We start from the raw sequence: 15,262 nt of genomic DNA on the forward strand, positions 1-15,262 counted from the left end.
TTGGTTGCCTACGTCGTTCATAACACCATCTGTGGGTACTTGGAACGAGTGGGTCGGAATTTCTCACCCGCGAGGTCGAGTTGCACCGCGAAACCGAACTAGGAGGAACATGTCTCGCATCGCCATCGTCGGGGGCCACGGCAAGGTCGCCCTGCACCTGGCCCGCACGCTGAGTGCCGACGGGCAGCAGGTGTCGTCGATCTTCCGCAATGCCGACCACACCGGCGACGTGGCGGCCACCGGCGCCGACCCCGTCGTCGCCGACATCGAGAACTCCGACACCGAGACACTGGCCGGCCTGCTGGTGGGCCATGATGCGGTGGTGTTCTCCGCCGGCGCAGGCGGTGGCAACCCGGCGCGCACCTACGCCGTCGACCGCGACGCCGCCATCCGCGTGATCGACGCGGCCAAGCAGGCCGGTGTGCGCCGATTCGTGATGGTGTCCTACTTCGGCGCCGGCCCCGATCACGGTGTCCCCGAGGACAACTCGTTCTATGCGTACGCCCAGGCCAAAGCGGCCGCCGATGAGTACCTCAAGGCCAGCGGCCTGGACTGGACCATCCTGGGCCCCGGTGGGCTGACACTCGACGAGCCCACCGGGCGCATCACCGTCGGCCCGGAGGCAGCCGACGGGAAGGTGTCCCGGGCCGATGTCGCCGCGGTGGCCGCCGCAGTGCTGGCACAGGATTCGACGATCGGGCGCACCATCGAGTTCAACAACGGTGACACCCCCATCGCCGAGGCCATTTCACGCTAGGGAGTCGCTGCGGGTGACGTGCACCGGAACGGTGTCGTCCCACGGTTGACGGGTCACCATGTCGGCGACCTCGACGTAGCCGCGCTCGAATTCGCCCGTGGCGGCGTCGACGAGCCGGTACTGCTGGGTCTGCCGGTGGATGGGCTGAGCGTCGAGCATGACGATGCGCACCTCACCGGGTTCGAAGTGGCAGCGCTTCTGCAGGGCGGCGACCAGCTGCTCGTTGCTCATGTGGCCGTCGCCGAAGTTCCAGCCGATGGCCGTGGACACGATGCGCTCACCGTCGGTCAGGGTGTAGTCGTCCTCGTTGTGCCCGGCCATCGCCCGGTGCGCGAGCGTGAACAGCGCCCGGCCATGGGTGTTGAACGACCGGAACGCGTACCCCATGTACATCGGGATCTGCGCGGCTTCCTTGCTTCCGTAGAACTTTTCGAGCTGCGCCGCGGGCATGCTCGCGATCGCGACGATGCCTTCGGCGATCTTGGCATCGGCTGACGGCTTGATGCACCACAGTGAGGTGTCCCAGTTGCCCGCGTAGTACCGCATCCCGGGCAGGAAAGACACTTTGCGCGGGAACAGGTTTCCGAGCACCACGGTGCCGGCGACCACCACGAACAGCAGGATCGGCAGCGGGCTCTGCAGGTCGGCGAGGCCGACACCGGGGTGGCCGAGGAACAGTGCGACCACCGAGAACATCATGAAGACGTTCCATTCCAGCGGCACGCCCATGGGGATCGAGCTGAGGATGCCGAAGTGGAAGCACAGCATGATGAACGCCGCGACGGCGCCTGCCCAGCCACCATGGGAGAAGAACAGCACCAGCGGCACCAGACCCTCGACGGCCGTCGAGAAATGCGCCAGGAAACGCGAGCGCCGCCCCGGCCGCAGATCGTCGGGGAAGTGTTCGAAGAACTTGCGCTTGATCGCCGGCGACCGGAACACCGGGTTGTTGCTCATCATCGTGGAGATGACGAACGGGAAGTGCTTGTTGAGTTTCGAGGTGGCCGCTCCGAGCCAGATCACCAGACACACCAGCTTGGCGGCGATGATCATGTCGACCACGCTGTGGCTGGCGAACAGGCACGCCACCGCCAGCGATCCGTACACCTCGCCGCGCGCGGCCAGGAAGATCACCTTGTCGCGCAGGCCGATGAGTGCGAGCAGCCCGAGCACGGCCCACAGCTGCCAGGCGGGCAGCACCCCGACACCGGGGCCCACGCCGTCGGAGAACAGGGCGATCAGCAGCACCACCAGCAGCGCGCCGTAGACGGCGGCATCGAACGGGGTGCGGGCGTCACCCCGGGTGAGCGGAATCCGGTCGGGCCACGGCGGCAGCCGGATGGTGCCGGGCCGCAGCCAGTACAGGGCCGAACCCATCGGCGGGAAGAACCGGTTGTTGAGTGGGCCGAATCCGCAGCCGAGGCCGACGACCTCGAACAGCATGGTGTAGAGCACCACCTTCTGGAACACGATGGGCTCGTTGAACCATTCGGCGACGTTGAAGAATCCGTCGACACCGCGGGTGGTCAGGACCACCAGCCACGCACCCAGGATGTAGGCGAGGATCTTGAGAACGTAGAACAGGTGCAGCGCCACCGGGGTGCCGAAGCCGACTTCGGCCCAGTGCCGGGCCATCGGCTTGATCCGTTCGGCGCGGGTGCCCTTGCTCCATTCCGCGAAGTCGATTTCCGGCGTGGTCTGCTTCAGAAATCCCATGGAGCTCAGACTAGAACGTGTTCTAGTTCCCGTGGGCGAGCACACCCAAAATCATGCGATCCGCGGACGGATTTCTAGGACTTCACCGGCGGGCGGTAGAAGATCGCCAGCTGGCCGATACCGCCGCCGAGCCCCAGCACCACCGCGATCAGCAGGCCCCACCAGCCCTGCACCACATCCCACACCGCGGTATGAGAGAACAGCAGGTAGTCCAGGCTGAGCTTGCCGGCGCCGGTACCGGCGATCGCCACCGCCGTGACAGCCAGAACCAGGTTGTACTCCCAGCCCTCTTTGACGATGAAGAACCCGTTCTTGCGGTGCACCGTCCAGGCGGCCACCAGCATCAAAGCCACGAAGCCCGCGGCCGGCACCGGAGTCAGCAGCCCCAGGGCCAGACCGATGCCCGCGGCCATCTCGGTGGTGGCCGCGACCCGGGCGTGGAACATGCCCGGTTTCATCCCGATGCTGTCGAACCACCCCGCGGTTCCGGGGATCCGCCCGCCGCCGAAGAACTTGTTGTAACCGTGTGCAGCCATCGTCAGTCCGAGTACGACCCGGAGGACAAGCAGTGCGAAGTCGTAGGCAGTCACGTAACAGAATGTAGGCCATCTGTCACGCCGCTGCTCGACCCCCTCGACCGATCCGCCTCGCCGCCGGGCGTTCCGCGTACTGTGTGCGCCCATGAGCCCGGACAGCCGGCCGTGGGAACTGGACCCGCAGGTCCACCAACTCGGCCTGACCAAGAAGGGGCTGGCCACCCGGCAGCGCATCATCACCGGCGCTGCCGAGGAGATCCGCGCCAACGGCGTGGCCGCCACCACCCTCGACGATATCCGCGCCCGCACCCGGACCTCGAAAAGCCAGCTGTTCCACTACTTTCCGGCCGGAAAGGAAGAGCTGCTGCTGGCGGTGGCCGAGCACGAGGCCCGCCAGGTGATCTCCGACCAGCAGCCCTACCTGGGTGAACTGACGTCCTGGGCGGCGTGGACACGCTGGCGCGACGTGGTGGTCGACCGGTACCGCCGCCAGGGCCAGAACTGCCCGCTGTCGGTGCTGATGTCGGAGATCGGCCGGACCACCCCCGGGGCGCAGGCGGTGACAACAGCGCTGATGGGACGCTGGCACGGCGAGATCGCCTCCGGTATCCGGGCCATGCAGTCGACGGGCAAGGTGCCCGCACGGGTGGACGCCGACGCCACGGCCCGAGCGCTGCTGGCCGGCATCCAGGGTGGGGTCGGGGTGCTGATGGCCACCGGCGATCTGCGCTATCTGGAGGACGCCCTCGACGCGGGGATCGCGGCGTTGCGCGGAAGTCAGCCCAGCGCGCGGTCCAGCCGGGCCACGTAGTCGTCGATGTCACCGGCGGTTTCGGCGGCGTGAACGCTGATCGCCACCGTGGCACCGATTCCGTGCACCCCGTGCACCAGTGCCATCATCGGAGAGAGCAGCGGGTAGCCGGCGGTGAACAGGACGGGCGCTGAACCGAAGTGCAAGTCGGCGGCCCCCCGGTTGACACTCGTCACCACGGTGTGACCGGTCACCACGGGTGAGCGGACGGTTTCGTCGAACTGGCGCACACCCCACCTGAGCAGCGGGGCCGGCACGGCCGCGAAGGAACGCCGGGCCGCCACCGCGGCCGGATGGTCACCACGGGCGCGGCCCGCCGCCAGATCCGCGGCAATGCGGTCGGTCCGCGCTGCGCTGGCGAGTTCCGGATACAGGCCCACCCCGACGTTGCCGAAGTGGTTGTGCGCGAACCGAATCCCACCGTGGGCCACCGGCACTTCCGCGCCGAGCCGGGGAATGTCCTGTCCGCGCTCGGCGAGGTGCCCGTCCAGCGCCTCGCTGATCGCCGCGAGCACCGCGACGGTGACGGTGGGACCGCCCAGCGCCGCGCGAGGCCGAAGCAGCGTGCGCACCCGACGCCGCCCGGCGGGCGCGGAGTTGGTCAACGCCTCCGGCCGCGGCGGTGGAGCCGCGGGCAGCACACCTGCGGCGGTGTCGCGGACCAAGTGACGGTGCGCACGCGCTGCGGCCACCGAACGCAGCACCAGGCTGCCCGGGCGGGCAGCGACCACCGGCGTCACCGGCACAGACCGGCCGAACAGCCAGCCGGCGAGGTCGGCGGCGCGGGTACCGTCGGCCAGGGCATGCGAGACCTGCACTACCGCAACCGTTGCCGGGCCGGACGCATCCGGGACATCGGCGACCGGGGTGAACACATGCACCCGCCACGTCACCTCGGTCGCATCCAGCGGCTGGTCGGCAAGCCCGGCCACCGCGTCCAGGCAGCTCGCCCAGTTGCGCCCGTCATGGACCACGAACTGGGCGGGCCGCACCGGGGCGTACGCCCACGCCGGGTACGCCGCAACACAATCGTCGACGATCCGCAGCCGCAGATCGTGGCACATCGCGGCACGGCGACGCAGCTGTACCACCACCGGTTCGATGGCGGGTGCACCGTCGAAGGCGTACAGCAGCAACTGGTCGCTGGGGATCTTCGCCGACAGCCAATAGGTCTGGGCGTCGGCGGCGGCGAGCCGGATGACCACCGTACTCAGGATGCGACGGGCGCGAATCCGGCGATCAGCTCGGCCACCTGGCCGGGCTGCTCGAGCTGCAGGAAATGCCCGGCGCCGGGGACGATCTCGGCGCGCCCGCCGTCCGGCAGGACCCGCCTGACCCACTCGGTGTATTCGGCCGACGCACAGCCGTCGTCGGCGCCGTGCAGGTACAGCGTCGGCAGCAGCGGCGCCGACAACCAGTGTTGGTGGAGTTCGGCAAACCGTTGCGGCGGAGCAGAATTGCGCACCGTCGCACGGTAGGGCCCCAGCGCCGCACGCCAGTGTTCGGGTGCGCCGATCGCGGCGGACACGTGCTGCAGATCCTCGGCGGCGTCGTAGCCGGGTGACCACTGCCGCCACAGGCGTGGCGTCACCCATTTCGCCGAACGGTCGGGTGCCCACGGCAACTGGAAGTACATGATGTACCAGCTGCGTACGAGCTGACGGGGTAGTTGGGCAGCCAGCCGCAGCGGGTGCGGGACACCGCCCCACGGCCGGAACGCCGCGGCCATCGGCACCGACATGATCACCGCCTTGCTGAACGGGCTCGCCGGCATGGCCGTCAGCCCCGCCGCGGCTATCGCTCCCCAGTCATGGCCGATCAGCAGATCGTGATCGCCTCCCCCGACCGTCTCGCGCACCCGCAGCGCGTCATCCATCAACGCCCCGACGTGGTAACTGCCGTCCACCGGGAAACCCGAGGGAGCGTAGCCCCGCATCATGGGCGCGACCACCCGGTAGCCCGCGGCCACCAGCAGCGGCGCCACCTTGCGCCACCCGAAGGCGGTATCGGGAAAACCGTGCAGACACAATGCAAGCGGCCGGTCACGCTCGTCGGCGGCCCAGGTGAGCGCCTTCAGGCTCACCTCGGACCCCGCGATATCGGTCCACTGGGGATCAGCGGTCACGGCCGGCTCAGACGGGATCGAATTCGGAGATCAACCAGCGATCCCCCACCCGGTCCATGGTGACCTGAACGCTGGACGTGGTGCCGGTGGGCGCGTCGGTGCCCACCACCACGGTCTGGTTGACGAACACCAGCACCACGGCCTTGTTCGGCTCCGCGGAGACCGACGCGGCGGCGGGAACGGTGGCCACTGCGGAGATCTGACGTTCCTTGGACCCGGGGATCACGACGTCGTTGATGAGCTGGGTGTAGGAATCGCGGAACTCACCGGTGAGCAGTTCACGAGCCGAGCCGAGATCCTGCTCGACGGTGTCCGGCTTGTAGGACAACAGCCTGACGGTGGCGTCCTTGGCGAGTTGCACGGACTCGATTCGCACCGCGTCGGTGTCCCGCACCGACGAGTCCTGCCATTTCAGGAAACCGGCCCCGGCACCCAGGAGCAGCGCCAGCGCGGGCAGGATGCCGAAGGCGAACACCCGCGCCCAGTTGATGCCCGCCTTGTTGTCGGAGTCCGGTTCCGCAGCCGAATCGGTGGTCTCTGTGTCGGATCCGTCCGCCTCGTCCGGTGCGGAGCCCTCGGTGGCCTCCTCGGCCGTGGCGTCGGATTCAGAAGCCTCGGACACCGCGTCATCAACAGCGGTGTCATCAACAACGGTGTCATCAACAGCGGTGTCATCAACAACGGTGTCGTCCGCTTCCCGGGTCTTGTCATCGGCGGTCACGGGACGAACTCCACGTTGGACACCTTTGTCTCCTCACCGACCTGCTTGACGCTGATGCGCATCCGCCAGGCGCGTGGTTCCTGTTCGGGGGCACCGGCATTCGAGGTCCGCACCGTGATCGCGACCAGCACCTGCGCGCCGGTGGCGTCCTCGGATTCCAATCCCGCCGACGTGACTTCACCGACGGACTTCGACTGAGCCTGCCGCACCACGTCCACGAACGGCTGCGTCCGCGCGGAGAAGTCGTCGTAGAACGAATCGGTGGCCGAGTCCAGGATGCGCTGTACATCGGCATCGACGGTGGCGAAATCGATGGTGGTCAGATTCAGCGCGGCCTGCCGCCCCACCTGCAGGAACACGCTGCGCTGCTCGGCGGTCTCACGGGAGTCCAACGCGCGGTACCCGAGCCAGCCCACAGTGCCACCCAACACGAGCACCACCACCACACCGATGAGCGTCGCCAGCTTCAGCGGCGACATCGGCTCCTTGGCCGGCGCGGGCTCCTCGGCGAGTTCCTCGTCTTCGGGGTCCTCGGTATCCGACACCCCATCCTCCGACACAGCGGAATCCTCCGACACGGCAGAATCCTCCGGCGCTGCGGAGTCGGTCTGCGCGTCCTGCACCGCGGTCGGTGTGTCGTCCTGGTCGGCTTCTCGAGGCGATTCCGTCGCCCCCTCGGGATCAGCTGTGAGGTCGGGGTCGTTCCCGCTCAGCTTCCCTTCGGGGGCAGCAGCATCGTCTGCCATGTTTGCTCCTCTGCGGCACCACGGGCCAAATCGGCTTGCTTGTACACATGCCCGTCTGGTCCAACGTACGTGCCGGTGGTCGGGTCGTATTCAGCGGCCGCGATCGGCGGCAGCGGCGGGGCGGGCGGTGGTGCCGCTTCCGCAGGTGGCATGCCGGGCGGAATGTCGGGAACGGCTTGCCCCGAATTGGTGGCGTTCGGGTCGCCCTTCCAGTTGAAGCCCGGGTTCAGCGGGGCGTACACCTCGTCGCTCTCGCATTCGCGCACCGACGACGCACGTTTGCCCGGCACCGTCACACACGGGATGTTGCGCGCCCCGCGCACGTTGAACGAGGAGTCCTGCGGGATCCGGCAGTACAGGTTGCCCGCCACCCGGTCCGGAGCATCCACCGCGGCGGGCGGACGCTGCTGCTGGGCGGGCAGGAACCCCGTGGTGCATGGTGGCGGCAGGTTGAGGTTCAAGTTGAAGCTCAGGTAGGCGCCCTTGTAGTCCTGCTTGGTGTGCCGGTTGGCGACGCCGGTCGCGGAGGTCACCGCGGTCCCCTGCGGCAGCAGCACCAGCAGCTGCTCGAGGTTCGGCTGATAGGTGATCGCCACCTCGCCGACGCTGACCAGGTTGGCCAGCAGTACCGGCAGCGTCGGCTGGAACCGGTCGAGAAGCGCGCGCACCTCGTCGGCTGCGGGTGAACCCCGCGTGATCACGCCTTCGACCGCAGCATCCTGGTCGCGTAGCTCGCCGCTGATGGTGGCCAGGTGCGAAGCCCACGCCTGGATCGAATCACCGGTGTCCGTCTGCGAATCCAGCACGGGTTTGGACTGGTCGATCAGGGTGGTCAGCTCGTTGAGATTGGCCCGGCTGTCGATGGCCAACGCGGTCGAACCCTTGACGAACCGTTGGATCTCCGGGCCCAGACCACCGATCGCGATATAGGCCTCGTCCACCGCGGTCTTGAGGTTGTCGCCCGGAATTGCTTGCAGCCCACGATTTGTCGCATCCAGCAAGGTGTTGACGTCGGTCGGAACAGTGGTGCGATCCATCGGGATCACATCGCCGTCCTGCAGGGTGGGCCCATCCCCGCTGCGCGGCAGCAGCGCGATGAACTGCTCGCCCACCGCCGACTGGCTGTGCACCTCGGCGTCCAGGTTGGCGGGGATGCTCTGATTCGAGCGCAACACCAGGGTGGCTTCGACACCATCGTCGGTCAGCCGCACGTCCTCGATCCGGCCGACCTCGGTGCCACGGTAGGTGACGTTGCCGCGCTGGTAGATTCCGCCGGCCTCGGGCAGCTGGATGGTGACCCGGTACTCGCCGACACCGAACAGCATCGCGGGCAGGTTGATGAAGTTGAAGATCATCACCGCACCGGCGATCACGGCGATCAGGACGAAGATCGCCAGCTGCGTCAGGATCTTTTTACTCAGATGCATGTCTACGGCCCCTGATCCCAGCGGTACGGAGCGACCAGTGGATTCGCGCGGGTGTACGGGCTCGGCAGCTGGCCGATGGTGCGGCCCCACTGCAGTTCGAGCTCGGTGAGGTCACCCTCCCACCGCGTTCCGGTGAAGATGCCGGCGTCGAGGCGGCTCAGCGTCAGGTCGAACACCAGACTCAGGTTGCCGTAGTCGCCCCGCATCCAGTTGTGCAGCGTTTCCTTCGGCCACGGGAAGGTCGGGAAGAAGCTCAAGGCCCGGGTCAGCGCCGGACCGGCATCGGCAAGTGACTGCAGCACGGGCCCAAGGTCTTTGAGCTCCTGCACCAGCGCTTCCCGGGTCTGGTTCACCGAGTTCGCCGCGAAGGCGCTGAACTTGCCGAGTTGCACCAGTGCCTCCGACAGCTGCTCACGCTGATCCTTGAGCACGTCGAGCGCGTCCGGGATGGTGCGCAGCGCCTCGTCGACAACGGGTTTCTGCTCGGCGATCTGCCCCACCAGATTGTTGAGGCTCTCCGCCGCGGCGATGATGTCGTTCTTCTGGTCGTTGTTGTACTGGATGAAGTAGTCCAGCTGCTGGATCAGCGAGCGCAGGTCACCTTCGCGGCCGGTGAAGGCGGTGCTGAGCTCTGCGGTGATGTCCTGGACCTGCGCGATACCGCCGCCGTTGAGGATCAGCGACACCGCCGCCAGCGTCTGCTCGGTGGTCGGGTAGGCCCCCGACGACGACAGCGGGATCACCGAGCCCTCACCCAGGCGTCCTTGCGGGGCTTCGTCTTTCGGTGGCGCCAGCTCGATGTGCAGCGAGCCCAGCAGGCTGGTCTGGCCCACGGTCGCCGTCGCGTTGGCGGGCAGTTCGACGTCACCGTTGAGGGTCATGGTCACCAGGGCATGCCAGTCCTGCCGTTCGATCTTGCTGACATTGCCCACGGTGACGTCGCCCACCCGCACCCGCGAGTTCTGTTCGATGTTGTCCACATCGGGCATCTGCGCGGTGATGGTGAACGCCCCGGGCCCGGCACCTTCGGTTCCGGGCAGCGGCAACGAGTTCAGCCCCTGCCAGTCGCCGCAGCCGCTGAGAGTCAGTGCAGCTGCGGCAGCCAGACCGGCACTCGTCAGACGCCTGATCACTGTCCACCTCCCGGAACCATCAGCCCCTGCAGGCCGTCGGCGGGATTGGTCGGCACCGCTTCAGCAGCAAGAGGTGAAGTCGGCGCTGCCGGAGGTGGCGCAACGGCTTCCGCGGGAAGCGGGGACACCGGGGCGGGCGGTGCCGGTGGGGCCGGCGGCCGGGGAGGAATGTAATCCGGGCGCATCCAGTCCTCACTCCAGGTCACCTCGTTGGGGCGGGCCTGGGTACCGACGAACAGGTTCTGCCCGATCGGCAGGAAGTTGTACTGCCGGTTCTTGACGATCGGCGCCAGGTACTGCACGCACAGCTTCGACGACTGCTCGGCACCCAGCCGAGACGCCGCCTGGATGGCGCCGCACAGGAACGAGATCGGGTTGGAGAAGTTGTTGATGGCCAACACGCTGGTGGCCGCGCCCTGCGCCGGCTGATAGATGTTGATGTAGTTCTGCAATGTGTTGGGCGCGACGTGCAGGAGCTGCTCCACGTCGTCGAGGTTGTCGTTGAGGATGCTCGTGACGGCCGCCAGTTTGTCCGACGTGGTTCCCAGGGTCTCCCGGTTCTCCGCGACGAAGGTCTGCACCTCACCGACGGCGACGTTCAAATCCCGTACTGCCGAGGAAATCTCGTCGGGGTCGTCGGCCAGCAGGCCAGTGACGTCGGCGAGGTTCTGGTTGAGCTGGCGCATCAGGTTGGTGCTTTCCTGCAGCGCGGCCACCAGGATCGACAGGTTCTTGACGGTCGAGAAGATGTCGGTGCTGTGATCACCGAGCGCCGAAAAGGCTTGCGACAGCTTGATGACGGTGTCGCGAATGTTGGCGCCCTGGCCGCGGAGGTTGTCCGCGGCGGTGTTGATGGCCGAACCCAGCGTGCTCACTCCGCCCGGTTCGGTGGGCTCCAACGTGTCGGTCAGCCGCTGCAGCTGCTGGCGGAACGAGTCGTACTCCACCGGCACAGCCGTGCGGTCCTCCGGGATCACCGCGTCGGATTCCATCACGGGTCCAGTGGTGTAGGCCGGGGTCAGCTGGATGGCGCGACCCGTGACCAGTGCCGGTGACAGGATCGCGGCCTTCGCGTCGGCGGGCACCTTGTGCTTGCTGTCGTACCAGAACGAGATCTTGACCCGCTGCGGCTCCGGTTCGATCTTGTCGATCTTGCCCACCGACACCCCGAGGATCTTCACGTCGTCGCCGACGAAGATGCCGTTGCTGTTGGCGAAGTAACCGACGACGTTGGTGCGGTTGGCCGGGCCACCGGGGCGCAGCAGCACCGCGACGCCGGCGACGAGGATCAGCACCAGCACGATGCCGACCCCGAGCTTGGTGTTCCGGGAGAGCGTCACTGTCCACCTCCCGGGTTCGCGGGATCAACGGGTCCCGGCGCGGGGCCGAGAGTCTGAGTCACCGGCGGCGTTTGGCCCGGGGCCGGAACCGCGACCGGCGCCACCGACGGTGCGGGTGCGGTCGCGACGCCGGGCGGTGCGGCCGCGGGCGGGCCCGGCGGGGGGCCGCCGGGTGCGGGCGCGGGGCCCGGATCGCGGTAGGGATAGCAGCCGGTGGGGCCGGGCAGCGGGATGCCGGGCGGACCGCAGCCCTGATCTCCGGGGTTACCGGTGATCGCGTCGGGCAGGTTCAGGCGCGGGTCGCCACCCTGGCCAGTGCGCGGGAACGGCATCGGCAGCGCGGGGGTGCCCGGCTGACCGATCTGAGGATCGGTGAGTTCGGTGGGCAGCAACACATTCGGGTCCAGGCCCAGATCGGAGAACGCCGCATCGATGAACGGCTGGGAGAACTGACCGGGGATGAGGTTGCTGATGTAGGACTTGAAGAACGGCCCCGAGGCCACCGATTCACCGAGCGCCATCGCATACGTCGACAACATGTTGATCGACTTCGCCACCCGATCCTTGCGGTTCTCGATGGTGGCCAGCACACCGTTGAGCTTGTCCAGTGCCGGCTTCATGGTGGACCGGTTCTCGTTGATGAAACCCACCAACTGCTGGCTCACGGCCGAGATGTTGTTCGAGATCTGATCCAGAGCGCTGCTCTGGGTCTGCAACTCGGCCAGCAGTGCGTTGGTGTTGGCGATCAGCGACACCACCTGATCGCTGCGCTCGGCCAGCACGGCGGTGGACTTGTTGGCGTTGCCCAGCAGTTCCCGCAGTTGCGCGTCGCGTTCGTTGAGCGTCTCGGAGAACCGCGCCACACCTTCGACCGCGATCCGCAGGTCCGGCGGGGTCTGGGAAAAGGTCTCCGAGAGCACCCGCAGCGAGTCCGACAGCTGGTCGGTGTTCAGGCCGCTGATGGTGGTGGTGAGATCCCCGAGCGCGTCGGGCAGTTCATACGGCGGGGTGGTGCGGTCGGTCGGGATGGGCCCGTCGAGCTGTCCGTCACCGCGGGGGGTGACCTCCAGGAACTTCGCGCCCAGAAGGCTCTTGGTCTTGATCGCGGCTTCGGCCCGATCACCAAGGCGCACACCGTCGTTGACGCTGAAGGTGATCAGCACCTGGGCGCCGTCGAGTTCGACACCGGTGACCTGACCGACCTGCAGGCCCGACACCTGTACGGGTGAACCGCTGTCCAGCCCGCCGGTTTCGGCGAAATACGCCGAGTACGACGTCGAGGAGTTGATCAGCGGGAGCTTCTTGTAGTTCAGCGCCAGCAGCACGATCGCGACGATGCCGACAATACCGACCAGACCGATGACGAAGGAGTTGCGTTCAGCGAAGGGTTTCATCGCGGTGCGCACCTCCCCGTGCTCTGGCCGGCCACCTTGACGTACACCGGCTGGCCTCCCTTGCCGTTGAGCTTGAGCGCGATATCGCACAGGTAGAAGCTGAAGAAATCGCCGTACATGCCCTGGCGGTTCAGGATCTGGTAGGCGTCGGGCAGCGTGTTGAGCAGGTTGTCGAAATAATCGTGATCGGCCAGCACGATGCTTGCGCTGCGATCGGTTTCAGTGACGACCTTCTGCAACGGCGGCCGCGCTTCGGAAAGCAGTGCGGTGATGGAGCCGGCGGCCTCGTTGGTGTAGGCCAGTCCGGTGGCGATGTCGTCTTTGCGCTCAGCGAGGCCCTGCACCAGTTCGGACAGCGCCGTGACGGCCTTTCCGAACTGATCACTCTGCCCGGCAAGGGAACCCAGCACCGTGTTGAGGTTGACGATCACCTCGCCGATCAGCTGGTCGCGGTCGGCCAGGGTGTTGGTCAGCGACGCGGTCTGCGACAGGAACGACCCGATGGTGGCGCCCTGGCCTTGCAGAGCGCTGATCAGCTGACCGGTCAGCGCATTGACCTGCTCGGCGTTGAGCGCCTGGAACAGTGGGCGGAAGCCGCCGATCAGCGCATCGAGGTCCAGCGCAGGCTCGGTCTGTGCCAGCGGGATGGTGTCGCCGGGGTTCAGTTTCCTTGTGCCGCCGGCACCTTCGACCAGTTGCAGGTAGCGGCCGCCGATCAGGTCGTCGTACCGGATGACGGCGCGGCTGCCTTCGGTCAGCACCACCGAATCCTGGGCGCTGAACTCCACCAACACCGTGGAGTCGTCGCGGATCGACAGGTTCTTCACCTTGCCCACCTCGACACCGGCGATACGCACGAAGTCGTCGGGCTCCAGGCCCGTCACATTGCTGAACTCGGCCCGGTAGGTCTGCTCCTTGTCGAACCGCAACTGACCGAACACCGCGAACAGCGAGAACATCCCCAGCAAGCAGACCACCAGGAAGATACCCAAACGCCAGATGGCGCCTCCCAGGTTGTCTTTCACTTCCGCTTACCTCTCGTTGACGTCGTGATGATCAGGGGCCCGGTGTGGCCGGGTTGGGCACCGGCGTCGGGGGCAGCGGGGTGGGCGTCTGCCCCGGGTTCGGCACGAAGAACGGCTCCGATCCCGGTGTCGGCCCCGGCTCCCGCGCATCCATCGGCGGCGGCGCGGGCGGCAGGTTGTTCCACAGCGGGGTGCCGTCGGGGGCGTACATCGGCGCGCCGTAGGGGTAGTCGCCCGGTTCCGGGATGACCTTCGGCGGGTTTCCGGCGTTCGGTCCCGGGGCGGGACCACCGAACAGGTTGCGCACACTCGGAGGTTCGGGAACACCGCGGGTGACCGGCAGATAGTTGGCGTAGCCGGGGAACCCGATACCCGGGTTCGGCCGGATGTCCACGCCGGTACCCCAGCCGGTGTTGGTGACCAGCGCCCGCACCGGCCAGTTCTTGTCCGGGATGGGCAGCGAGCCGCAGCCCGGCTGGCCGCCGGGGCCGCCCTTGGCGCCGATGATCGGCAGGTGGTCCGGGTAACGGTACTGGTCGTCACCCAGCAGCGCGCCGCCGTCGACGATGAAGGACTTGCCGTTGCCGCCGGTGGCGTCGTAGGCACCGTTGTCCAGCAACCACTTTGCGCCCACCAGCATGCAGGTGTACTCGGGGTTGTACTTCATCAGCAGGTTGGTGGTGGGCTCCAGGTTGTTGATGCCCTTGATCAGGTTCTCCTGGTTGGGAGCCAACAGGGCAATACCGCTGTTGGACAGCCCGATCACGTTGAGCAGCAAGGCATCCAGCGGTTTGGAGTTCTCCACGATGGTGGTGCTGGTGGTGGAGGCGGCGCTCAAGGTGGCCAAGATGTCCTGCGCGGCCCCGCTGTAGGCGTCGCTGAAGCCTTTCAGCGCCTGCCAATCGGCGCGGATGGTCTCACTGCGCGGGTTCAGCGCCAGCAGCACCTGATTGAAGTCGGTGGTGGCCTGCCCGATGCGCTCCCCCTGGCCGCGGACACCTTCGGCCAGCGCGGAGATCACCGCGTTGAGCTTCATCGGGTCCACCTGATCGAGCACTCCGACCAGGTTCTGGAACACCGTGTTTACCTCGGTGGTCACATTGCGGGATTTCACCACAGCACCTGAGGCCAGGCGGTCGGAGCTCGGGTTCTCCGGGTAGATCAGGTCGACGAACTTGGCGCCGAAGACGGTGGTGGCCCTGATTTCTGCCTCGACATTGGCCGGGATGTGCTGGATCTGGTCGGGAAAGATCTCGAGCTTGAGGCTGACGGGCTCGGTGCCACCCTTGATCGAGCTGACCCGCCCGACCTGAACCCCGCGCATCTTGACCTTGCCGCCGCTCTCCATCACCAGACCGGCGCGGTCCGACGTCAGGGTCACCGGAACGTAGGTCTTGTACGACCCGGAGAACAAGGCGGCCGTGCCGTACACCAACGCAGCGATGACCAGCAACAGGATGGCGGTCCACCATCCGGGGTGCAGGCCTTTGCCTTTTTCCTTTTCCGCGAAGTCCATGACGAGTCCTGCCGG

14 protein-coding genes are annotated in these 15,262 nt (G+C 67.1%); 2 read left to right on the plus strand and 12 right to left on the minus strand.

Going from position 1 to position 15,262, the window contains the following annotated elements:
• Window positions 1-109 precede the first annotated feature (109 nt).
• Window positions 110-757: an SDR family oxidoreductase gene (locus NL241_RS27370; RefSeq protein WP_494395564.1), complete on the plus strand. Its 648-nt coding sequence runs from the start codon at window positions 110-112 to the stop codon at window positions 755-757.
• Here NL241_RS27370 and NL241_RS27375 read toward each other — a convergent pair.
• Both NL241_RS27375 and NL241_RS27380 read right to left on the minus strand, forming a co-directional pair.
• Entirely contained in the window at window positions 749-2,473 is a 1,725-nt protein-coding gene (locus NL241_RS27375; RefSeq protein ID WP_487692932.1) for a DUF3556 domain-containing protein, read from the minus strand. The two genes, NL241_RS27370 and NL241_RS27375, sit on opposite strands and share 9 nt — an antisense overlap.
• A 74-nt stretch (window positions 2,474-2,547) precedes the next feature.
• Complete coding sequence (locus NL241_RS27380) at window positions 2,548-3,063, minus strand: DoxX family protein (RefSeq protein WP_494395565.1); 516 nt, start codon at window positions 3,061-3,063, stop codon at window positions 2,548-2,550.
• Between the two features lie 118 nt (window positions 3,064-3,181).
• On the opposite strand from NL241_RS27380, the gene NL241_RS27385 reads away from it, so the two are divergent.
• Window positions 3,182-3,820, plus strand: coding sequence for a TetR/AcrR family transcriptional regulator (locus NL241_RS27385; RefSeq protein WP_494398400.1), 639 nt, complete (start codon window positions 3,182-3,184; stop codon window positions 3,818-3,820).
• Here NL241_RS27385 and NL241_RS27390 read toward each other — a convergent pair.
• From NL241_RS27390 to NL241_RS27435, 10 genes are read right to left on the minus strand one after another with little or no spacing between them, the layout of a single operon-like run.
• The gene (locus NL241_RS27390) at window positions 3,787-5,025 is read right to left on the minus strand and encodes a WS/DGAT/MGAT family O-acyltransferase (protein WP_494395566.1); all 1,239 of its coding nucleotides are present in this window, start codon (window positions 5,023-5,025) and stop codon (window positions 3,787-3,789) included. The two genes, NL241_RS27385 and NL241_RS27390, sit on opposite strands and share 34 nt — an antisense overlap.
• A gap of 5 nt (window positions 5,026-5,030) precedes the next feature.
• Entirely contained in the window at window positions 5,031-5,945 is a 915-nt protein-coding gene (locus NL241_RS27395; RefSeq protein ID WP_494395567.1) for an alpha/beta fold hydrolase, read from the minus strand.
• A gap of 7 nt (window positions 5,946-5,952) precedes the next feature.
• On the minus strand, window positions 5,953-6,666 hold the full coding sequence (locus NL241_RS27400) for a hypothetical protein (protein ID WP_494395568.1): 714 nt from the start codon (window positions 6,664-6,666) through the stop codon (window positions 5,953-5,955).
• The gene (locus NL241_RS27405; RefSeq protein ID WP_494395569.1) at window positions 6,663-7,412 is read right to left on the minus strand and encodes an Rv1363c family protein; all 750 of its coding nucleotides are present in this window, start codon (window positions 7,410-7,412) and stop codon (window positions 6,663-6,665) included. The genes NL241_RS27400 and NL241_RS27405 overlap by 4 nt, the downstream gene beginning before the upstream one ends.
• Entirely contained in the window at window positions 7,376-8,839 is a 1,464-nt protein-coding gene (locus NL241_RS27410) for an MCE family protein (protein ID WP_494395570.1), read from the minus strand. Before NL241_RS27410 ends, NL241_RS27405 begins: the two co-directional genes overlap by 37 nt.
• Window positions 8,840-8,841: 2 nt before the next feature.
• A complete protein-coding gene (locus NL241_RS27415) occupies window positions 8,842-9,972 on the minus strand; it encodes a virulence factor Mce family protein (RefSeq protein WP_487692925.1) in 1,131 nt (376 codons plus the stop codon).
• Window positions 9,969-11,312 (minus strand): MCE family protein, encoded by a 1,344-nt coding sequence (locus tag NL241_RS27420; RefSeq protein WP_487692924.1) that lies wholly within the window; start codon window positions 11,310-11,312, stop codon window positions 9,969-9,971. The genes NL241_RS27415 and NL241_RS27420 overlap by 4 nt, the downstream gene beginning before the upstream one ends.
• Entirely contained in the window at window positions 11,309-12,706 is a 1,398-nt protein-coding gene (locus NL241_RS27425) for an MCE family protein (RefSeq protein ID WP_494395571.1), read from the minus strand. The genes NL241_RS27420 and NL241_RS27425 overlap by 4 nt, the downstream gene beginning before the upstream one ends.
• Window positions 12,703-13,731 carry a virulence factor Mce family protein gene (locus NL241_RS27430; RefSeq protein WP_487692922.1) on the minus strand — a complete coding sequence of 343 codons (1,029 nt, stop codon included), beginning with the start codon at window positions 13,729-13,731 and terminating at the stop codon, window positions 12,703-12,705. Before NL241_RS27430 ends, NL241_RS27425 begins: the two co-directional genes overlap by 4 nt.
• A 31-nt stretch (window positions 13,732-13,762) precedes the next feature.
• Window positions 13,763-15,247 (minus strand): MCE family protein, encoded by a 1,485-nt coding sequence (locus NL241_RS27435; protein WP_494395572.1) that lies wholly within the window; start codon window positions 15,245-15,247, stop codon window positions 13,763-13,765.
• Window positions 15,248-15,262: the final 15 nt, after the last annotated feature.

Source organism: Mycolicibacterium sp. SMGY-1XX (assembly GCF_059132455.1).